This window comes from Bradyrhizobium sp. LA6.1 (genome assembly GCF_040547805.1).
GTDB classification, from domain to species: domain Bacteria; phylum Pseudomonadota; class Alphaproteobacteria; order Rhizobiales; family Xanthobacteraceae; genus Bradyrhizobium; species Bradyrhizobium barranii.
The window spans coordinates 1-17737 of sequence record NZ_JBEPQK010000033.1; the positions used below are offsets into that span (position 1 = coordinate 1).

16 protein-coding genes and 2 pseudogenes are annotated in these 17737 nt (G+C 56.9%); 14 read left to right on the forward strand and 4 right to left on the reverse strand.

Annotated elements, in window-relative coordinates; genetic code table 11:
- Window positions 1-299, forward strand: a 299-nt coding sequence (locus ABIB99_RS42530) for a hypothetical protein (protein WP_354181851.1), incomplete at its 5' end; no start/stop codon positions are given.
- A gap of 550 nt (window positions 300-849) precedes the next feature.
- Here the strand turns inward: ABIB99_RS42530 and ABIB99_RS42535 are convergent.
- Window positions 850-1194, reverse strand: a pseudogene (locus tag ABIB99_RS42535) (DUF2130 domain-containing protein); the annotation flags it as partial.
- Between ABIB99_RS42535 and ABIB99_RS42540 the strand changes: the two are divergent.
- Window positions 1162-1461 (forward strand): annotated as a pseudogene (locus ABIB99_RS42540) (transposase domain-containing protein); the annotation flags it as partial. The pseudogenes ABIB99_RS42535 and ABIB99_RS42540 sit on opposite strands and share 33 nt — an antisense overlap.
- Window positions 1462-1806: 345 nt before the next feature.
- Here ABIB99_RS42540 and ABIB99_RS42545 read toward each other — a convergent pair.
- Window positions 1807-2301, reverse strand: coding sequence for a site-specific integrase (locus tag ABIB99_RS42545; protein ID WP_354116780.1), 495 nt, complete (start codon window positions 2299-2301; stop codon window positions 1807-1809).
- A 372-nt stretch (window positions 2302-2673) separates the two neighbouring features.
- On the opposite strand from ABIB99_RS42545, the gene ABIB99_RS42550 reads away from it, so the two are divergent.
- Window positions 2674-3687 (forward strand): AraC family transcriptional regulator, encoded by a 1014-nt coding sequence (locus ABIB99_RS42550; RefSeq protein ID WP_354121708.1) that lies wholly within the window; start codon window positions 2674-2676, stop codon window positions 3685-3687.
- A 341-nt stretch (window positions 3688-4028) separates the two neighbouring features.
- Window positions 4029-4790, forward strand: a complete 762-nt coding sequence (locus tag ABIB99_RS42555; RefSeq protein ID WP_354116807.1) for an outer membrane protein — start codon at window positions 4029-4031, stop codon at window positions 4788-4790.
- A gap of 324 nt (window positions 4791-5114) precedes the next feature.
- Here ABIB99_RS42555 and ABIB99_RS42560 read toward each other — a convergent pair whose 3' ends face one another.
- Entirely contained in the window at window positions 5115-6200 is a 1086-nt protein-coding gene (locus ABIB99_RS42560) for a Bug family tripartite tricarboxylate transporter substrate binding protein (RefSeq protein WP_354121709.1), read from the reverse strand.
- 57 nt (window positions 6201-6257) lie between these two features.
- Between ABIB99_RS42560 and ABIB99_RS42565 the strand changes: the two genes are divergently transcribed.
- From ABIB99_RS42565 to ABIB99_RS44580, 7 genes are all read left to right on the forward strand, one after another.
- On the forward strand, window positions 6258-7256 hold the full coding sequence (locus ABIB99_RS42565; RefSeq protein ID WP_354116809.1) for an AraC family transcriptional regulator: 999 nt from the start codon (window positions 6258-6260) through the stop codon (window positions 7254-7256).
- A 584-nt stretch (window positions 7257-7840) separates the two neighbouring features.
- Window positions 7841-8311, forward strand: coding sequence for a hypothetical protein (locus ABIB99_RS42570; protein ID WP_354116810.1), 471 nt, complete (start codon window positions 7841-7843; stop codon window positions 8309-8311).
- 584 nt (window positions 8312-8895) lie between these two features.
- Entirely contained in the window at window positions 8896-10074 is a 1179-nt protein-coding gene (locus ABIB99_RS42575; protein WP_354116811.1) for a cation:proton antiporter, read from the forward strand.
- Window positions 10075-11114: 1040 nt separating this feature from the next.
- The gene (locus tag ABIB99_RS42580) at window positions 11115-11480 is read left to right on the forward strand and encodes a hypothetical protein (RefSeq protein WP_354181853.1); all 366 of its coding nucleotides are present in this window, start codon (window positions 11115-11117) and stop codon (window positions 11478-11480) included.
- Between the two features lie 319 nt (window positions 11481-11799).
- Window positions 11800-12279: a DUF992 domain-containing protein gene (locus ABIB99_RS42585; RefSeq protein ID WP_354116515.1), complete on the forward strand. Its 480-nt coding sequence runs from the start codon at window positions 11800-11802 to the stop codon at window positions 12277-12279.
- Window positions 12280-12356: 77 nt separating this feature from the next.
- Window positions 12357-12818, forward strand: a complete 462-nt coding sequence (locus ABIB99_RS42590) for a cysteine rich repeat-containing protein (RefSeq protein ID WP_354116514.1) — start codon at window positions 12357-12359, stop codon at window positions 12816-12818.
- 59 nt (window positions 12819-12877) lie between these two features.
- Window positions 12878-13150, forward strand: coding sequence for an SUMF1/EgtB/PvdO family nonheme iron enzyme (locus ABIB99_RS44580; RefSeq protein ID WP_502916678.1), 273 nt, complete (start codon window positions 12878-12880; stop codon window positions 13148-13150).
- Here ABIB99_RS44580 and ABIB99_RS42600 read toward each other — a convergent pair.
- Window positions 13084-14052 (reverse strand): AraC family transcriptional regulator, encoded by a 969-nt coding sequence (locus tag ABIB99_RS42600; RefSeq protein WP_354116513.1) that lies wholly within the window; start codon window positions 14050-14052, stop codon window positions 13084-13086. The genes ABIB99_RS44580 and ABIB99_RS42600 overlap by 67 nt on opposite strands.
- A gap of 469 nt (window positions 14053-14521) precedes the next feature.
- Between ABIB99_RS42600 and ABIB99_RS42605 the strand changes: the two genes are divergently transcribed.
- The 3 genes from ABIB99_RS42605 to ABIB99_RS42615 are packed head-to-tail and all read left to right on the forward strand — an operon-like array spanning window position 14522 to window position 17671.
- A complete protein-coding gene (locus ABIB99_RS42605; protein ID WP_354116512.1) occupies window positions 14522-14785 on the forward strand; it encodes a DUF3302 domain-containing protein in 264 nt (87 codons plus the stop codon).
- Complete coding sequence (locus tag ABIB99_RS42610) at window positions 14782-15963, forward strand: HlyD family secretion protein (protein ID WP_354116511.1); 1182 nt, start codon at window positions 14782-14784, stop codon at window positions 15961-15963. The genes ABIB99_RS42605 and ABIB99_RS42610 overlap by 4 nt, the downstream gene beginning before the upstream one ends.
- Before the next feature lie 58 nt (window positions 15964-16021).
- Window positions 16022-17671 carry an efflux transporter outer membrane subunit gene (locus ABIB99_RS42615; RefSeq protein WP_354116510.1) on the forward strand — a complete coding sequence of 550 codons (1650 nt, stop codon included), beginning with the start codon at window positions 16022-16024 and terminating at the stop codon, window positions 17669-17671.
- Window positions 17672-17737: the final 66 nt, after the last annotated feature.

The following is a 17737-nucleotide window of genomic DNA, read 5'->3' on the forward strand; positions in this document are numbered from 1 at the left end:
GCAAATCGCCGATCGCCGAGGCCGCCGTTCGACACATCGCACAGCTTTACGCCATCGAAGCCATGGTACGCGGTTCATCGTCGGACATCCGGCTGTGCGCACGCAGTGGGTGTACGTCCGTGAGTGCCTATCGATTTTACGTTCTTGACGAGTCTGAACACGTCTCTCAGCCTCCGCAAATTGTCGAATGCGCCGGCGACGAAGACGCGATAAGGCAGGCTAGGCAACTCTTGGACGGGAAGGTCATCGAGGTCTGGGACGAAGCCCGGCGTATCGTCCGACTAGAGCCGCAAAGGTAAGGCCGCCTCAGCGGGCGGCCTCTTTCATACTGCTTGGTGGAGCAATTCAGGTTTGCAGGCTTAGCATCTCGTATTCAAAGGCTACGCCCTCGGGATCGTTTTCATCGAGCCAACCTTGGCGGCTTCCTCAGTCGCGAACACCTTCAGCTCTTTGCCTTGGTCGTAGATCCAGACGGTCATTGATCCCTTCTGTAATCCGAGTTGCAAGGTCAAGCCCCTTTTCTCAGGGCCGGGATGTCCGGTTTCAGGGTAGAAGCGGCCACCCCAAGATCGAGTGCGGAGGTCTCACTTTGACCCATTGCAGACTGATGACTTCACCCGGGAATGCATCGCATTGGTGGCCGACACAGCCGTATGGACGGATCCGCACCTCGCTGGAATAGCAGCTTCTAGATCATTTCCGTTATGGAACTTATTAGGATAGCGCATTGTAATACAATGATTATTGATATTCGCATAATGAAGATTATGGAATATATTCCTACTTCCCGAAAGTACTATGCTTCTCTTTAGCCCCGTAAACAATCGAATCTGCCTGGCCCTGGTTGCCTCACTCCGCGGCTTCAGCAGGTGAGCTTTTCAGCTCCGCAAACTTCGCGGCCATGGTCGGATTGCCCCGGGTCAGCTTCTTGATCGTCACATCCTGGGCCTTGTCGTTCGCGAGGCGCAGGTTGCGGTCCGCGCCGATCAACGCATCCTTCGTCTTCTGCAGATGATCGATGGACTTATCGATCTCAGCGATCGCCGTCTGGAAGTGCCTGGAAGCAAGATCGTAGTTCTTCGAGAATGCAGTCTTGAACGTCTCGAGCTGGCTCTCAAACTGAGTGATGTCGATATTCTGTGCCTTCACGAGCGCGAGCTCGGTCTTGTACTTGAGCGAGTTGACGGCCGCATCGAGATCGACTCCAACGTCGTCGAACGCGCGATCCGGCCGATCGCCCTAAATCGCAAAAACGCACTCTTCGCGGGCTCCGACGGCGGCGGCGAGCATTGGGCCGTCATCGCCTCGCTGATCGAAACCTGCAAACTCACGGGTATCGAACCTCACGCGTACCTTGCCGACGTCATCACAAAGATCGTCAACGCTCACCCGAACAGCCAAGTCGACGATCTGCTGCCATGGGCCTATCCCATTGCCCCGGCGCTTAGGGTCGTGGCCTGAGAACGACGCTTACGATTCTTTCTGGAGCCGTCCTCGCCTTTGTAATCAGCATTGGGTTGTTTGGCACGCCAGTGCTCCTCGGCATGACCAAAGCAATCTACCTGATGTTCATGTCGACGCTCGCAAACATATTGCAAAGCATTGCACTGCGTGGACGTTCTTTCGTCACGGTAACTGGCAAGGGGTTCCGGCCAGAATCATTGAGCTCACTGGCGGTCGCTATGTCGTCGCTACGATCATTTGGTTCTATCTCACGCTCACCGTCGTTGGACCAATCGTCATCATCACCGCGGCAGCTTTTTCGACGTTTACGTGGTCAGGCCGGTTCACATCGGCCAACGTTTCCTATTTGTGGCAGTCAGAAGATGTGCGGGCGACAGTCGTCAACAGCCTGTTGATCACGGTCATCGCTGCAACGGCGGCGACGGTGCTGGGACTGGCGGTTGCCTGGATCACGACGCGGACCCGAATGTGGGGGCGTCGGCTCGTTGAACGCAGGCGCGCCACTTCCTCTGGGCTCAGCACCACCGGCAGCTTGCGCGGCTCTTGAACGACATGGGTGTGCTCGACGATCTCGTGGCGCTTGAGCGTGACCTTGAAGAAGAACCGCAGCGTCGAGACGGTCTGGTTGATGGTCGGCACGCCGACACCGCTCGATGCCAAATGGAGTTGGTAGCGCCGTACATCCTCGAAGCTCGCCGTATCCGGCGATCGCCCGAGGAACACCGCGAAGTTCTTGACCCTCTGCACGTAGTCATGTTGGGTCTTCGGCGCGAACTTGCGGATCGTCATGTCTTCGATCATGCGCCGCCGCAACGGGCTCGTGGCCTCGTCGGTCATGGGGATGCTCCTGTCTTGGGTGAAGGTTGCGAACCCCTCATCTCAAGACAGGACGCCTCGTTGCGCTATCCTCTCAGCCGTGCTGCCGGCCGTCGTGCCCTACCGCGCGAGCGGTTTAGTCCAATGACCCAAAGCGGCCCTCGCGGTGGCGCTCCCGACATTCCAAGCTGAAGCCAGTCGTTTAATCCGAAGCGCCATGACGCCTTATCTCAATCCGCGCATGATTGAAATGAATATATCATGTTGATTATAGGTTGTACCGGTGCCAAACTCCGATGCCCTGATCACCGTCCATTTTTGCTAAAGCTTTCCTCACGCTCGTAGTTTTGAAAGCAGCTGTCCGACTGGCACTCCTGTTTCGGAGAGAAAAAAGTGGCCTTGAGTAAAGTTTTCAGTCTCGACGATCCGGCGGCCTGTCAGGCGGTTTTCCCTTCTGCCGATGTCCAGCTATTTCCGACAGGAAAGGGGAATTTCCATGCCGGGATCACGCAAGTCGGCATGACCCGCATTTGGACGCATCGAATTCACATATCGCTGCCCCAGATTAATACTGTCGCAGCTAAGCCCGGCCGCAAATCGGTTGGCTTTCTTACCGAATGTAATTCATCATCTTTGCTGGACTGTGGCCTGGAAGTTCGGCACGGCGACATCGTCATCAACAGGTCCGATGTCGTACACCAACGATCGGACGCGAACTTTCATTATGGCACGGTGTCCCTTCCGACAGACGATCTCGCCGCTGCTGCGGACTCAATGCTCGGTCGTTGCCTGCCGGAGACATCTCACAAGTCCATTGTCCGCCCGCCTTCTGCGTTGATGTCTCGACTGTTAGACCTGCACAAGATCATCGGGCAGCTCGCTCGCCATACCCCGGACATTCTGGAGCTCCCGGAGGTGACGCGGGCGCTGGAGACTGAGTTAACTCGTCTCCTGGTGAGCTGCCTCGCCGAAGGCCATGGCCTGGAGTTGACCACAACTCATTGCCGTCAGGAGAGTATGCTCAGCCGTTTCGTGGAATTCCTAAAGGCAAATCCCGACCAGCCGCTCTATATAACCGATATTTGCGCCGCCCTCGGCGTCGCGGAGCGAACACTTCGCGCCTCCTGCGAAAAGCATCTCGGCATGGGACCCATCCACTATCTGAATTTGCGTCGAATGCACATGGTGCGGCGGGCGCTTCGGCATTCGGACCCGTCCAAGGCTACCGTCACGAAGATCGTGACCGACCATGGCTTTTGGGAACTTGGGCGTTTCTCGGTTGCGTATCGCACGCTGTTTGGAGAGCTGCCGTCCGCGACATTGCGGCAGCCAAAGTACAACGCCGCCATGGTCTCTTGTCCCTCGCAGCCGCTTCCATCTCCGCTGAACGTTGGACGATCTGCCTGACTGACGGTGCACTGCATCAATCCGAATGGCGGCGGCGCGAAGTGGACGTTTGCCGGCCGCGCGCATGTCGGTAGTACTGACCGAAGCGGCTCCCGTTTCACCCGCGACATTCTGGTCAGACCAAGATCGTCTTCATCCGGCAGACTTTAACGTTCGCTACGACGCGCCCAATTCAAGCCGCATTTGAAAAGCCGATTGTTGTTTGCGAGATACACAAGCTGTGGGCGTCGAGGTGTAGGCTTGGGTTGCAAGTTGGAAGTCATTCGCAGGCAACATCGTAGCGCGATCGCGAGAAGCTCTTCTGTTCTGGAAGATCAGAGCGACGGGGATGGAGAAATGCAATGAAGAAGACTTTATTGGCTGCGGTCGGGCTAGGAGCATTGATGATGGCAGCTCCCGCGTCGGCCGCTGATCTGGCTGCTCGTCCTTACACCAAGGCGCCACCCATGGTGGCTCCCGTCTACGACTGGACCGGCTTCTACATCGGCGCGAATGCCGGGTATGGATGGAGCAATCGGTGCAACGACGTTACCGCGATCAATGGCGTTGGCGTCCTTGACGCCGAAGGTTGCCGCAATGCGGGCGGTGGCGTTGTCGGTGGCCAGATCGGTTATCGATGGCAGTCCGCCAACTTTGTGTTCGGGCTGGAAGCACAGGGCGACTGGGCCAATCTCCGAAACTCGAATGACAGCCTGTTCTTTCCAGGAAATACCTGGACCTCGAAGACCAATGCTTTGGGTCTTTTCACAGGTCAGGTCGGTTATGCCTGGAACAACGTTCTTTGGTACGTGAAGGGTGGCGCTGCAGTCGCTAACCAACGGTGGGATCTCTTCAATACGGCGACTGGCGTTGGCATCAATCAGGCAGAGCGGACACGTTGGGGCGGCACGGTCGGAACCGGCATTGAGTACGGCTTCACACCGAATTGGTCGGTCGCCCTTGAATACGACTATCTCTTCAGGGTCAGCAATAGCACCACGTTCCTGACGCCCGCGCTGGCACCTGCCGTGACCTCGATCACCGCTAATACGAGATCGGATGTCAATCTGATCACAGCTCGCATCAACTACCGCTTCGGAGGTCCGTCGGCCTCGAGATACTGATCTCGTCCCTAGAGACTTCTAGAACGCCGGCGCGACCGCCGGCCTTCTAGAAGTATGCCCGCGTCGGCACGCTGCGCCCGCGCCCTCGTCGAGGAGCCACAGAACATGCTGTCGGCTGCAACATAAGATTTCCGGAGAGTGCTTCATTAGACTCTTGAGTTGCCGAATAACAAATGCGACGCCGTCGTTTCATATCCACACTCTATCTTTGCTAAAAGATCAGAGCGTCGCGTCAATCGGTTCAATCCGCCGCACAAGGGGACATGAAGCCCAGCCCCCTGATGGGGGCTTCTGACCCACAACGATAATTGCCTCCACCCGACGCTATTCCACATCTAGTCCAAGTTCGCGGACCACACGCTTCTCGCTTTCTACCGTCTTCAAGGCGTAGTTTCGATAGGCTTCGCTGCTCAAGTACCAAAGGTTCTGATCGAGGCGGGCAAGGACGTCCAGAAACGATGGCTCTGACATTCCTGCGCGAAATGCATCGTGCAGGTTGCTGACGATACTTTCATCCATTCCCTTGGGGCCCGCTATTCCAAACGGCCCGCTCGCGACCAGATTGATTCCTAAGTCCTTCAATATCGGCACTTCGGGCCAATTCTTCGTGCGAGCCTCGCCGAAGAATACCAGTTGTTTGAATTGGCCGGCATTCACTTGCGGGGCCCATCCGGTCGAGTCCGCTATCGCGTGGATATGCCCGCCGAGCAGTGCATTGATCGCGTCGGCTATGCCCTTGAAAGGCACGCTGATCCATTCAATATTTTGCTGTTTCGCGATTTGACGCATAACCGTGTTGGGCAGGCTGTTAGGAGAGGTTATCCCATAATTGATCTGGCCCGATTTTGCTTTTGCGTCTGCTAGGAATTCTAGAAATGTTCGCCAGGGCGCATCGCTCCTCACCGCGACGCCAAAGGTGTAAGCACTTACGCCGATGATATAGCTGAAGTCGGTAGCCGGATCGTAGCTTGTCCGACGAATTGCGGAATCGCGGAACATGACGAACGGAATTTGCGAAACGGTGTAGCCGTCCGGCTTGGCAGTCGCAGCCATCATCGCCGGCCCCAATGTGCCGCCTGCGCCGACGCGGTTCTCGATCACGATCGGCTGTCCCAGATGCTTTTCGCTCGCGGAAGCAAGGGCGCGGAGCACGACATCAGTCGTGCCGCCGGCCGAGAACGGGACGATCAATGTTACCGGGCGCGTCGGGAAGACCTGTGCTGCCCCTGATCGGTCCGATATCGCAACTAGTGCAGCTCCCGACGCGGCACACAAGAATTGGCGGCGCGAATTCAACGACTTACCTCCACCTAACTGCCTGACAAAGCATTCGAAAATTACGCAGATCACCAAGGCGGCCGCTTGCGCTTTCCGAAAATGGGCATTGTGGTGCCAAGACACCTTCAGCATAATTGATCAATTGCAGAGTGGAAACCCGGCCATTCCCTCGGCTCATGGAGGATAAAAATGCCTTCGAGCAATTTCCTGACCTTTTCCGATCCGCTGCCTTATCAGGCCGCTCTTTGGATTTCAGATATTGAAATCGTCCCGACGGACAAAGGTAAATTCCACGCCGAGTTGACGCAAATCAACTTGGATAAAATTTGGATGCAACGCGGCCATGAAAACCTGCCGCAGGTGGTGGCTGGAAAGGTCACGCCCATCCGCAAAGCTATCACGTTTCTGACCAAGGAGCAGGATATGATATACTGCGGCCAGTCTGTCCTGCCTGGAAGCATTATCGTTCACAGGACCGACTCGCAGCACCGACGTAATGCCGCAAACCGAAATTGGGGGTCGATGTCCCTGGCGCACGACGACTTCCACGCCGCCTGCAAGGTCATCACAGGTTGCGACATTCAGGATGAGTCATTGGCATTGGTTGTGAGACCTGATCCCGACCTCACCTCGCGCTTATTACATGTGCATGCGACCGTCGAGATGATAGCGAAAACGTCTCCCGGCATTTTTGTTATGCCAGAGGTAGTTCGGTCTCTGGAACAACAATTGATTCATCTTATGATCCGATGCCTGGCCGACAGCGTCTCTCTTTCGATGAGCGCCGGTAGTTGGCGTCACGACCGTATCATAGCGCGATTTGAGGAATTCCTCGAAGCCAACTCAGATCAACCGGTCTATCTGGCAGAAATTTGCGCAGCACTGGGAGTTGCGGAGCGCACTCTTCGGGCTGCCTGCGAGGAGCACCTGGGAATGGGTCCGATCCGCTACCTGACCCTTCGCAGAATGCACCTTGTACGTCGCGCACTCTTGCGGGCTGATCCGTTGAAGGCCACCGTTACCCAGATTGCAACGGATTACGGCTTCTGGGAACTGGGTCGCTTTTCGGTAGCATACCGTGTCTTGTTCGGAGAATTGCCGTCGGAATCGTTGCGAATGCCCGCGGTTGAGCGGTCCAGGCTTGTGGACCGCCCGTCATCTCTGGCCGATTTCGTTGACCGGCATTGATCCGCAAAGTTGCTCATACCAATGGTTTGTGCGGTCTCGGCAGCTTTGATCGGAGCATCCTTCCGAGACTCGCCTCGAGCCTCCTGGATAGGCACCCTCGAAGGACCCTTCTCGGTCAAATCGCGCTCAATGTTTGAGGAAGCGCCTTTGGCGACATTGATACGGCCGTCAGTCGACCGATGGTTTTTGGATCGCGCAAAGCCGCCCTAACCACCGGTGCCGGTAAACAGCGGCTCGTACGCCGCGACTGTCGCCCGTCCTCAGGACCAGTATGCAAAATCGGCAGTGTATGAGAATTGCAGGCAGCCACCGCAATTGCATAGTCGAGGCGACATCATCGTGGCAAGGTCAGCGGAACAACACGTCATCGAGAACGCATCGAGTCAGCATTTGGTTAGATCTATCAAATCGATTGCAGAAGGGCCCTAAATGCGAGAGGCAAGCCTGACCGCGGTGCGGTGCCACGAACTCGCGAAAGCACTGCTTGAACAGGCTGCTTGCTTACCGCATGTGTCGGAGAGGCGAAGTCTATTGCAACAGCGACAGGCTACCCCTCCTTTCCGACACTAAAGAGTAGACCGGACATGACGAATATCTGGGGAGCGAAACTTGAACTGGAGGAAACAAGAATGCTTATTTCGGCACGGCCCGTCTCGAGACTTGTCTATGTCGCTCTCGTCGCGCTGCTTGTATCCGTTGCTTCGGCTTACGCTCAACAAACGACAGGGCAGCTATTGATATTGTCGGGATTCAGTCCCGTTGCCGCCACGACACCCGATATGGTGTCACGATTGACGACGTTTCCTGCACACCAATTCGTTTCGCGGAATAAGCAAGGTCGCACGTACTACGTCTATGCGGACCTTTCGGGATGTACCTGCGCTTATGTCGGAGAAAGGGCAGCGATGGATAAATATCGCACCAGTTTTGCGGCTTTGCCGGCAGACACGCTATTACCCGGCTCGTCCGGCGGTTTTACGAACCCCGAGCAGAACATGATCAACAGCATGGAAGAGGATGAGGCGGGAGCCGACGTATTCGCTCCCCGTTATTGAACTTGGGATCTTGAGCGAACCAAATTCGATAAATCAGCGCGACATCCGCTTACAAATGGGTCTCATCGTAGCATCAATGGGGATACAGTTTGTACTGGTTAGCCTGAAGGCAATGTTTGAAACATAAGTCACTGCGGACGGCGGAATTGCGAATGCCATGCTTAGTGCCTGGCACTAGCACTCCAAGGTTCATCGTGATATTCATCTCAAAGGGCTAAAACATGCAATGTAGCAAGCCATCATTCCTCACCGTCTGTGTACTCGCCGCAGCGTTCTTCCCATTGGGTTCAGGAACACTCGATGCGCGCGACGCCCCCGCCACTATCGCGGGGGCTCAGATCGGCAAGCAGCAATGCATAAACACCTGTCGTGCACGTTATCGCGACTGTCGTCGCCTGAATCAGTTGCCATCGTTCGAATGCCGGGGTGTTTACCGGGACTGCACCCGATACGCCTGTACTGGTTTAGGACCAGGATGACCGACGTGTCTTTTTCAAGTTCAAGCGGCAACGCGAGCCCGACGTTTTCATTCCTCCAAGACCGCTGACCGCGTCGACGATCTGACGGAATGATGGTTTTTGAAGATGTTTGCCGAAAGTCACTTTCCCGTTCTGCTGGTCTTGTCGGTGGCCGTTGCCGGACCATTGCTTGCCGAACTTCCGGTGGGATTTCGCATTCCTGCGGTGGTCCTCGAAGTCGTGTTGGGCATCATCATTGGTCCTCAGATGCTGGGGCTGGTGCACTTCGACGGCATCGTGGCTTCGATGTTCGCGTTCGGAATGGCCGGAACCCTGTTCATGGCAGGCATGGAACTCGAGTTCGAAAGAATTCGTGGTCGACCCTTGTGGCTGGCGGTTGTCGGGTGGGGAATGTCGGTCGCGCTTGGGCTTTCTGCCGCAGCCGGGCTTCATGCAAGTTCGCTCCATGACCCGATGATTGTGGCGTTAGCGCTGGCGACAACCGCCTTGGGCACGTTGCTGCCGATCTTGCGCGACGCCGATCAACTCGACACGCGCTTCGGACGACTTTTTATCGCTGCAGGTACGATGGGCGAGCTGGGGCCGATTGTGGCGATGTCGTTGCTCCTTAGCCAGCAGTACACCACCTTGCAGGAGTTTGGCTTCCTGATGGTTTTCCTCGCGGTCGTGGTTCTAACGGCCGCAGTCAGCTTCGGACTACGGCCACCGCGCGTATTGGCGCTTCTGGGCCGCTCGATGCATGCGAGTTCGCAGCTCCCGGTACGTGTGACCTTGCTCTTGTTCGCCGCTTTTTTCGTACTTTCGGAGAGATTTGGGTTCGAAAGCATTCTGGGCACGTTTGCCGCGGGAATGGTGGTAGGATTGGCGACCCAAGGAGCGGAAGGCAAAGCGCCGCGGATGAAGATTGATGCCATCTTCTTTGGATGGTTCATTCCGTTCTTTTTTGTCGGTACCGGCATTAAATTCGATCTCGCATCGATAACAGGCGGCACCTTCACGATGTTGTTGGTCCCGATTTGCCTTGCGCTCTTTTTGCTCGTGCGCGGCGCCCCCGTGTTTCTGTATCGCAGCGATCTAACGACCGCAGAGCGCACTTCCTTTGCGCTCTACAGTTCAGTCGCCTCGCTTTCGTTGGTGGTGGTCATCACAGAGATTGGCGTCCGAGCGAAGACCATGAGCCCTCTGATGGCTTCAGTGCTCGTGGGCGCCGCCGTTCTGTCCTTACTGCTGTTTCCAACGATTGCGGGGTACCTTCTTCGTCAACACCAGAGCCGGTCTGGGTGAACAGGGCCCGGAAATCTAGATCAGATGCGAATGACCCGAAGGGAAAATCCGTCGCTCAATAATCTTGCCATTTTTGCATAGCGCCATACTTCACTTGCCATCATGCTGTTCGTGGTTTGGCGACGGAGGCAAAAATGAAACTGTCAATCGCGTTGTCGGCGTCGCTAATAATTGTGTTCTTGGCTGGAAGCACTAGAACGGGCAGTGCCGTGGTTTATTGCCAACACGCCGGTTATCCTGCCTATTGCGTCGTACGACCAGCGATCGTAGTGGCACCAAGCCATGAGCCTCGCAAAATCCCACCCTCAATCGATACTCGCCCGAGCGGCCTTATTAGGCAGGACTTATTCGATCGAAGCAACCCGAACAACCTGCGGTCGGATTGGCCCAGCCCATCTGCTCAACCGGGCCAGTTCTGAAAAACGCCTGCGGCGCGGTCGCGGCCTTTCGTCTGAGTTTGACTTGCCCCACCAGTGCGCCCGATGCAGTGGCATGTCTTAGGAATACACCGGAAGGTCCCGAACTCAGCTCTGGGTCAATCGCGTCGGATTGCCCAAGTGCTTTCGAACACCCCATCAAACCTTCAATCAAAGCGCCAACTGTGCACCACCAAAGCCGAGGAATGCACTGGCCTACAACATTGCAAATAGTCTTATTCAAACTGCTTGAATTCGAGGCATAGCGTCACCTTCCGGCGTGGCGCCAGCAATTCCCCTGCTGGCCCTTTTGAGGGATGCCGACGGGCCCCATTATGTCTGGTTGTGGGGTTAGACCAGACGTGAGCTGCACCTGTCAAAACGACGCGATTGACCCGCAGCGTACGCGGGCACATTTCAACAAGTCAAGGAAGAGCCCTCATTGATGCCTGCTAGCGCGCCGTTTTTGCATAGTCCTCCGTCGAAACTCCGCGTAAAGGTGCGTGGCGGAGGCGCAGGTCTGATTAATCGCGATTGGATCACACCAGCCGTGAGGAAGGGAAGAGAATGTCACATCGAACCGTTCTGGCACTCGCTGCCTCCGCCATTTTCGGCATGGGATTCATGTTGACTGTTTCAGACGAGGCGTCCGCACGCGGTGCTGGTGGTTTTCGCGCCGGTGGCTTCCGCGCCGGTGGCTTCCGCGCAGGTGGAGTTCACGCTGGTGGCTTTCGGGCAGGCGGCGTTCGGGCAGTTGGCGTACGTGGTGGTGTCTACCACGGTGGTGTCTACCGCGGTGGCTTCTACCGCCCGGGTGTGGCGGTGGGCGTCGGTGCTGCTGCGGTCGGTGCTGCTGCGGTCGGCGCCGCCGCCGCGGGTGCTTACTACGGCTCAGGTTACCCCGGCTACTATGGCGCTGCCGCCCCGATCGCTTGTGGATACGGCTACTATTATTATCCACCCTACAACCGCTGCGTACCGACGCCGTAGTCGTGGCACTTCAGGCAGCCATCCGGAGAAGCCGATTCGGATCGACATGGAGAAAAACTGCAAGCAGATATGCGCTTTCGAATAGCGCGTACAAAATGTATCGCATCACGTGAGATATCCATGGACCGCCTGGTCACAATCGTTCTGAACAACTGGATCACAGGGATCGAATACCGCGAGTCCAAGAATCCCGGTCTCGCCGCATCGGCTTCAAACATGAACTGAGCCCGAACCAGGTTATCACGAGAGCAGGCTACAAATTCTGACGATCATGGATCGCAGTACCAGTGATTAATTTTCAGAAACGGAAAGTTCAGTCATGTTGAAATGCATTATTGCGCTGGTCCTTTTTACGCTCGCTGCCGCCGCTTCTCCAGCGCGCGCCCAGGGTCCACCGACGACCAGTGCCGGCACGCTCACTTGCCAGATGGCGCCTTCGATCGGCTTGATTTTCGGATCGCGACAGCGGATGGCCTGCCGCTTCGCTCCGAACGGATCATATCCACCAGAGGCCTATGTCGGCGTAATGGGCACGATCGGTCTTGATATCGGCGTCACCGCAGGCGGTGTTCTGGCATGGGGCGTTTTGGCTCCGACGGCAGGTCCCATGCGAGGAAAATTGGCTGGTACCTATGTCGGCGCGAGCGGCGCTATAGGGGTCGGCGTCGGCGTGGGCGCCAATTTTCTGTTAGGAGGATCCAACCGTTCGATCGCGTTGCAACCGCTCTCGGTTGAAGGCTCCGTCGGGATTAATCTGTCTGTTGGAGTTTCCAGTCTCACGCTTGCTCTGGCCCAGTAAGGACAACTGCGAACAACACCGATCAACCGGTGTTAACCCAGCTGCTCGGTTCCGAGCCAATCATCAGAGGATGTTCGATGAAGTTCACATTGCGCTTGCTGACCAAGGTCGGGGTGCCCTTGTTGGCCATACTGTCAATCAGCTCCGTTTCGGCGCAGTCCAGCATCGGAAAAACGATTCTTGAAAAGCTGGCCGTGAAGGTCTCGAAACTCGAGAGCGTCTGCGCCAAAGACATCAAGAAGTACTGCACCACGGTGACGCCCGGCGAAGGACGAATGGTCTACTGCATGCAGGCCCATGAAGACAAAATAAGTATCAAATGCGCCTTCGAACTGGGAGATGCTGCGGCGAACGTGCAAACCACGGCTGACGCCCTCAAGGACGGTGTTACCGCATGCAAAGCGGAGATAGCTAGTGTGTGCGGGAAGATCGTACCGGGCCAGGGGCGCATCGCCACGTGCTTGCTCGACAACAAATCTACGGTTTCGGGCGGCTGCGCGGAAGCCATCAAGAAGATCGAGGCCATGGCCGCTCAATAGCAACACACAGACCGTCCAAACCTCAAGAAACACAGTTTTGAGCACGGTAGGATTTGATAATGATACCGTTGACGCCAAGACGCGCAACTATCCGGATATGGCCCAGATTCCGGGCGGCACCTTCGCATGGGATCGGACGAGCATTATCCCGAAGAAGCCCCGTCCATCGCGTTACCGTCAGTTCGTTCCTAATCAACCGCACGCCCGTCGCGAACCGGCAATTCAAGGCGTTCATCAAGGCAACCGGTCACGCAAGCCTCGCAGATCAATTCGCGACGAGGGGCAAGCGGCGTAGGGTAGCAGAAGGCATTTCTCCGAAGACATTGCGATAGTTTACCGAGAAGCGGCCGAGTTCAACGAATTGATGGTTTCTGGCGATCTCTGCGACACTTGTCGTCTCCGGATCGGCGCGCAGCAATGCAGAGCGAGCCATATTCAACCGTCGCAGTACCCAATAGCGGCTAGGGCTTGTGCCCAGAAATTCATTGCAGCACATCCGCAGAGTTCTCTCGGGCACACCGAGTGCAGCGCAAAGTGCTGATATGTTGAGCTGCCGGTCGGTATGAATGGCCAAAGCATCCTCGAACCGCACCATGATTTCCGCATGATGCCGACGGGTTTCTGAATGATCCTCTGCACCGTCGACCGTAAGGCAATTAATCAGGGCATGCAGCAATTCCTGCTCCAAAGATCGCACGACTTCCGGATTCGTAATCAATTCAAGACGCGTTTCTGCAAGACGGCAGGCATTCGAGTGAAGTCGCAGCAGGCGAGATGCGACGACGCTCGACGGCCTCAGCACACGACTGAATGTCGGGGCTGACATTTTCGAACCGGTCAACTTCGATCCGCAAAACGATAGCTGCTCGGACGGCAATGAGATAAGGCCCCACTTACCTTCGCCGGGCGTCCATTGGTGCGTTCGCTCGCCGCGACTATGGAAAACGATGTCGCCAAACTGCAACTTAAGCCCGCTCCATATCAAGGGCGCCGTGCTGGTTGGAAATACAACAACTACCCGCTCCGGCGGCAGCGACACAAAGGCGATACTCGGCAAATTCGCGGATCCGCGAAGCACACGCAGATCGTGCAAGTTCAACCAGGTCAGGCGAGCCTTGAATTCGCCGCCGTGGGTGACGACGAAGCGCACACTCGCACCTTCGCTGCTCAGACCGCCAATGCCGGCCTGATAGAAATCCGGGTCGGAAAATGTGGCTGTCCCGTTTTCCGCCATCCACTTCCTCCTGCTGGAAGCGCAAATGCATTTGCGAAACGCGATCATTAAACAGGTAGGATGCACGACCAGGCTTCCTTCTCGCTATGCAATTTCGGAAGCCGAAACGCAAAAACGCAGGTCATTTTGTCGCTCCGGAGAGTGCGAACATGCCTATGCTCGCTCGACGCAAATTTTGAGGCTCCTCGTATTCGATGTCCTTGCCGTTTTTGCATAGGCTGGTGCCGTCCTTTGCAACATGATGGCCGCAAGACCAACCAGGTGACGGCGCCTGCCGCCGTGCGGTTGCGTCGATTTCGACCGCGTACGGACGTTGGAGGCGACACATTGAGCCAAACTAAGAAGCCTCCTCCAGTTCGTGCGCTGGGACAAATCGTCGAGAGTGGCATGATCCGCGGCTTTGGTTGTTTGAGAGCGGCCTTGAGTAAAAGCTGCTAGGGTTCGCGGGAAGTAACCTCGGGGAGTGGCAATGGATTCGTCGTTTGGGATCTTGGACGCCTTTGCATTTTTGGTCTTCGCCATTCTGATCTTTGTCACAGTGGCGATCATCGTCAGTTTGGGGAAATTACCTGGTCAACTCGCGAGGAAATGGCGGCATCCGCAGGCTGCCGCGATCAACGCTGCGGGCTGGATCGGAATCGCGACGGGCGGCCTGCTTTGGCCTATCGCGTTTATTTGGGCGTTTATGACGACGCCAGAAAGCCACGCCTCTGACGCGAACCCCCGCCCATGATTGCAATATTGATCATAGTCTATACCGCCGTCATCCTTGTTCTGTTCAAGATGATGCATATCCGGCCGACGGCCAATATCATTGCCAGCATGATCGTTGTCGGCGTGTTCATGATTGGCGGCGTCGTGGTGGTCTGGACACAGGCCGCTCCGATCACTGACAAGATGGTGACCAGCCAATACGTGGTACAGCTCGTCCCTTACGTGAAGGGACAGGTCAAAGCGATTCATGCCCAGCCAAACCAGCGCTTGAAGAAGGGTGATTTGCTGCTGGAGATTGATCCCGCGCCGTACCAATATACGGTCAACCAGGTCGAGGCGCAGTTGGCGACGTCGAGGGCCAACGTAAAACAAGCCGAAGCCGCGCTGGTAACCGCAACTGCCACTGTCCCAAGCGCACAGGCCAATCTCGTCAAGGTCAAGGCGGCCGACGAGTTAGCGAAGACGCAAGAGCAAGTCGCCCTCAACATCCAACGCCAGGACAAAGCCGCTATCAGCGTGCTCAACGTGGCCAAAGCGACGCAGGAACGCGAAGAGGCGGACGCCGCCGTTCAGCAAGGCGAAGCCGCCCTTGCGCAAGCGCAGGCTTCTGCGCAACAGGCCGAAGCCGCCGTGCGCACGGCCAAAAGCAACGTTCCGGCCGTCGAAGCACAATTGGATGAAGCGCGCTTTAACCTGACGCAATGCAAGATGACGGCGCCCGATGACGGCTACGTCACAAACTGGCAGGTTCAGATCGGAACGATGCTGGTGCCGATGCCTCTTGCCGCCGCTGGAACGTTCGTCAATGTGTCCGATACCGCCGTCGCCGCCGTGTTCCCACAGAACTGGCTCTCGAACGTCGAACCGGGCGACGACGTCGAGATGGTACTTAATCCATACCCGGGCCGCCTTTTCCTGGGGAAAGTGGACTACGTCATTCCGGCCACTGGAGGCGGTCAATTCACAACGAGCGGGACCATCCCGAACGCCGCACGAATTGGATCCGACGGCCTTTACGCCGTGCGGATCAATTTCAGCGACGAGGCTGTAGCCCATAAGCTTGCGCTGGGTTCGGGTGGATCGGCTGCCATTTACACGCGGAAGGGCAAGGCTACCCACGTCATTTCAAAGGTCACCATCCGGATGAAGAAATGGCTGCTGTACGTCATGCCTTCGGTGGAAAAGCCGCCATCGTAACCTGCAACCCAACAATAAATGGGTGTATACGAGCTAAGCATTGCGTGGGGAGAAAGCCTTGGAGGCGTCGTATCAGACACCGTTTGGGCGACGATGCATTATCGGCGCCGTTCTCTGGCCCTCATTTCGGTGGATGCGTGCGGCTGCGCTTCTCCTGCCTACCGTGTCATGTACGATTGGGCCCAACTTTACAGCGCCTTTCGCTCCGCTCGCCGACAATTTTCGTGACGTAGATAATCGCTCCGTCAAGGCGGGCCCCCTCGAGTACGTACACTGGTGGGAAGGCTTTCGCGATCCAACCCTCAACAAGCTGATCCAGATCGCCTACGGTCAGAACCTGACGCTGCAGAGCGCAGGCACGCGGGTGCTTCAGGCACGTGCGGTATTGGGGATAGCCATTGGCATAAGCTATCCCCAGGTGCAGCAGGGAGTGGGATCGGTAGCCTACAACCGAAGCAGCGCAGCGACGCCGCTGGCAGGGCCAAATGCGACACCTTCGTATTTTTGGACCGATACATTGGCTGCACAGGCAGCGTGGGAGCTGGACTTCTGGGGTAAATTTCGCCGCGGCGTCGAATCGGCCGATAGTGTGTATCTGGCGTCGATCGCGAGCTACGACAGCGTTTTGGTCTCGCTGCTGGCCGATGTGACCGCGACTTACATCGGCATTCGCACGACGGAGCAGTTGATCGGTATCGCGCGTGCCAATGTTCAACGGCAGGAACAGGCACTTCGCATCGCGAAGGCAAAATTCTCCGGCGGCGGGACGTCCGAACTTGACGTCTTTCAGGCGACAAATGTTCTGGAACAGACGCGGGCGGCGATTCCCCAATTGACGATCCAAAAGCAGCAGGGCGAAAACGCTCTTTGCATCCTGCTCGGCGTTCCGCCGCAGTCGCTCGGCATGTTGCTGTCACGAACAGTCGGCAGGATTCCGTCGCCGCCCGCTTCCGTCGTGGTTGGCATACCCGCGGACTTGTTGCGCCGGAGGCCGGACGTCCGCGCCGCCGAGCTCGCCGCTCTGGCGCAGAGCGCACAGATCGGAATCGCCACGACGCAACTCTATCCCGCCATCAGCATTACGGGCACTTTCGGCGGCTCGGCCAGCACCGCCAACGGCCACAACCTTGGTCAAGTGGTCGGTTGGAAGGGTGTGGCCTATGCCGCGGGCCCGTCGTTCCAGTGGAATCTCCTGAACTACGGGCAAATTACCAACAACATTCGTTTGCAGGATGCCAAGCTGCAGCAGTTGCTGATCGACTATCAGAACACCGTGTTGAGCGCACAACAGGAAGTTGACAACGGGCTTGTGACATATGTGAAATCACGAAGCCAGGCCGCCTATCTCCGTCGCAGCGTCGAGGCGGCGAATGGCGCCCTCAGGATCGGGCTGGAGCAATACGAGCAAGGGGGGACGTCATTCACCACGGTGCTGACCGCAGAACAAAATCTCTTTCAGGCCCAGAACGGCCTGGCCGGGGCCTCGGCCAACGTTTCGCTTGGCCTAACCGCTGTTTTTCGGGCGCTTGGCGGTGGATGGCAGATACGAGAAGGCAACAATTTCGTGAGCCCGGCAACGGTCGACCAGATGCGAGCGCGAACCGACTGGGGCAGCTTGCTTCCGCCGCCGAACGCACCACAACCGCCTGATCCCGGCCTCCCGGGCCCAGAGGACATCGGGCCCACAGTCCGGCCGCCGGAATGGTGAGCGCCCAAAGGGCACGAGCACCCAATGGTACGATCGGTATCGTTCGATTTTCAACCGGGCGCTAGA

Bases quoted from the DNA above. Each gene is read 5' to 3' on its own strand.
- ABIB99_RS42555 (WP_354116807.1), top strand. From the start codon at position 4,029: ATGAAGAAGACTTTATTGGCTGCGGTCGGGCTAGGAGCATTGATGATG.
- ABIB99_RS42605 (WP_354116512.1), top strand. From the start codon at position 14,522: ATGGATTCGTCGTTTGGGATCTTGGACGCCTTTGCATTTTTGGTCTTC.
- ABIB99_RS42565 (WP_354116809.1), top strand. From the start codon at position 6,258: ATGCCTTCGAGCAATTTCCTGACCTTTTCCGATCCGCTGCCTTATCAG.
- ABIB99_RS42570 (WP_354116810.1), top strand. From the start codon at position 7,841: ATGACGAATATCTGGGGAGCGAAACTTGAACTGGAGGAAACAAGAATG.
- ABIB99_RS42575 (WP_354116811.1), top strand. From the start codon at position 8,896: ATGTTTGCCGAAAGTCACTTTCCCGTTCTGCTGGTCTTGTCGGTGGCC.
- ABIB99_RS42600 (WP_354116513.1), bottom strand. From the start codon at position 14,052: ATGGCGGAAAACGGGACAGCCACATTTTCCGACCCGGATTTCTATCAG.
- ABIB99_RS42590 (WP_354116514.1), top strand. From the start codon at position 12,357: ATGAAGTTCACATTGCGCTTGCTGACCAAGGTCGGGGTGCCCTTGTTG.
- ABIB99_RS42580 (WP_354181853.1), top strand. From the start codon at position 11,115: ATGTTGACTGTTTCAGACGAGGCGTCCGCACGCGGTGCTGGTGGTTTT.
- ABIB99_RS42560 (WP_354121709.1), bottom strand. From the start codon at position 6,200: ATGCTGAAGGTGTCTTGGCACCACAATGCCCATTTTCGGAAAGCGCAA.
- ABIB99_RS44580 (WP_502916678.1), top strand. From the start codon at position 12,878: ATGATACCGTTGACGCCAAGACGCGCAACTATCCGGATATGGCCCAGA.
- ABIB99_RS42610 (WP_354116511.1), top strand. From the start codon at position 14,782: ATGATTGCAATATTGATCATAGTCTATACCGCCGTCATCCTTGTTCTG.
- ABIB99_RS42545 (WP_354116780.1), bottom strand. From the start codon at position 2,301: ATGACCGACGAGGCCACGAGCCCGTTGCGGCGGCGCATGATCGAAGAC.
- ABIB99_RS42585 (WP_354116515.1), top strand. From the start codon at position 11,800: ATGTTGAAATGCATTATTGCGCTGGTCCTTTTTACGCTCGCTGCCGCC.